The sequence below is a fragment of the Nocardioides sp. genome, assembly GCF_035429765.1.
Lineage (GTDB): Bacteria > Actinomycetota > Actinomycetes > Propionibacteriales > Nocardioidaceae > Nocardioides.
In genome coordinates this window covers 1-2,257 of sequence record NZ_DAOMFK010000312.1, presented here as the reverse complement: position 1 = coordinate 2,257, position 2,257 = coordinate 1, and the positions used below count along the sequence as shown (strand labels likewise).

The window sequence follows — 2,257 nt, the reverse complement described above, 5'->3', positions numbered from 1 at the left end:
CCGAGGAGGACGCGGAGGCGGCCCACCCCGACGCGCACGTCGAGCTGGCCCCGCCCCCGCACACCCCGGTGCCCCAGCGCGTGGAGCAGCTCACCCTGTCCGGCGACGTGGCCTACCAGCTCCCCGGCCACGAGGTCCTCAAGCAGGGCTCGCCGCACAAGCCGCGCTCCCGCTCCTCCGACGAGGTGGTCGGGCGGCTCACCCAGGTCCTGGAGGAGTTCGACATCGACGCCCAGGTCACCGGCTACACCCGGGGGCCGACGGTCACGCGCTACGAGGTCGAGCTCGGCCCCGCCGTGAAGGTCGAGAAGGTCACCGCGCTGTCGAAGAACATCGCCTACGCCGTGGCGTCCGCGGACGTGCGGATCCTCAGTCCGATCCCCGGCAAGTCGGCCATCGGGATCGAGATTCCCAACGTCGACAAGGAGATCGTCACCCTCGGGGACGTGCTGCGCTCGCCCGTGGCCCGCTCGGACCACCACGCGCTGCTCACCGGGCTGGGCAAGGACGTCGAGGGCGGCTACGTGGTGGCCAACCTGGCCAAGATGCCGCACCTGCTGGTCGCCGGTGCCACCGGCTCGGGCAAGTCCAGCTTCGTGAACTCGATGATCACCTCGGTGCTGATGCGCTCCACGCCGGACGAGGTGCGGCTGATCCTGGTGGACCCCAAGCGGGTCGAGCTGAACGCCTACGAGGGTGTCCCGCACCTGATCACCCCCATCATCACCAACCCGAAGAAGGCCGCCGAGGCGCTGCAGTGGGTCGTCCGGGAGATGGACCTGCGCTACGACGACCTGGCCAACTTCGGCTTCCGCCACGTCGACGACTTCAACAAGGCCGTCCGGGCCGGCAAGGTCACCGTCCCGCCCGGCAGCGAGCGGACGCTGGCGCCCTACCCGTACCTGCTGGTGGTCGTCGACGAGCTGGCCGACCTGATGATGGTCTCCCCCCGGGACGTCGAGGACGCCATCGTCCGGATCACCCAGCTCGCCCGGGCCGCCGGCATCCACCTGGTGCTGGCCACCCAGCGGCCGTCGGTGGACGTGGTGACGGGCCTGATCAAGGCCAACGTGCCGTCCCGGCTCGCCTTCGCCACCTCCTCCCTCGCCGACAGCCGGGTCATCCTCGACCAGCCGGGCGCGGAGAAGCTGGTCGGCCAGGGCGACGGGCTGTTCCTCCCCATGGGTGCCTCCAAGCCGATCCGGGTGCAGGGCTCCTGGGTCACCGAGCCGGAGATCCACCAGGTCGTCAGGCACTGCAAGAGCCAGCTCGAGCCCTCCTACCGTGAGGACGTCACCGCGGCGGCCGCCGGCCGGCGCGAGCTGGACGACGACATCGGCGACGACATGGACCTGGTGCTCCAGGCGATCGAGCTGGTGGTGTCCACCCAGTTCGGCTCCACCTCGATGCTCCAGCGCAAGCTGCGCGTGGGCTTCGCCAAGGCGGGCCGGCTGATGGACATCCTGGAGAGTCGCGGCGTGGTCGGCCCCAGTGAGGGGTCCAAGGCTCGCGACGTGCTGATCAAGCCCGACGAGATGGACGGTCTGCTGGCCACGTTGCAGGGAGAGCTGTGATGGACGTACCTGTCGAGCACCTCGACGCCGTGGCCGAGGCCGCCGGACCGGAGGTCGTGGTTCGTCGCCGCGGCGGGCTGCTGGCGGGGGTCGGCGTCGTGTCGGCCGCCCTGTGCGTGGCCTACCTGGGCCGGTCCGCCGAGACCGGGTCGCCGCTGGACTGGGCGCTCACCGTGCTGCTGGGCCTGATCGCCGCCGTGCACCTGGCCGGGTTCGTGGACGCCCGCGTGCCGCTGCTGGTGGCCGACGGGCGCGGTGCCCGGGTCCGGTCCGGGCGGCACTGGCGCGGTCTGGTCTGGGAGGACCTCGAGCGGATCGAGCACACCCCGCGGGGGTTCTGGCGGGACGGGCGGCTGGTGCTGGTCGCCCCGCTCGAGGAGCCCCTGACCGTCTCCCTCGGCCTGGCCACCCGGGCCACCGGCGGCGACCACCAGGCGGTGCGCGAGATGGCGGCGCTGGCGGCGGCCGCCGGCCACCCGGTGGAGGTTCTCGACCCGTCCCACGAGGCGCACCGGGAGGGCGAGGCCCCCGAGGACACGGCCCCCGAGCCTGCGACGCCGACCCTCCCGCCGGAGGCCGAGCAGTCCGAGCAGCCGGGCGAGTCGGCGGTTCCGGGTCGGGGCTGGCGGGACCCCCGACCAGTGCTGGCCCAGGGCATCGGCACCCTCGCCGCCCGCTTGCGG

2 protein-coding genes are annotated in these 2,257 nt (G+C 72.7%); both read left to right on the top strand.

The window, feature by feature from the left end:
- A partial coding sequence (locus PLP61_RS16635) for a DNA translocase FtsK (RefSeq protein WP_324503885.1) occupies positions 1-1,574 on the top strand: 1,574 nt, incomplete at its 5' end.
- On the top strand, positions 1,574-2,257 hold a 684-nt coding region (locus PLP61_RS16630; RefSeq protein ID WP_324503883.1), incomplete at its 3' end, for a hypothetical protein. The genes PLP61_RS16635 and PLP61_RS16630, both read left to right, overlap by 1 nt.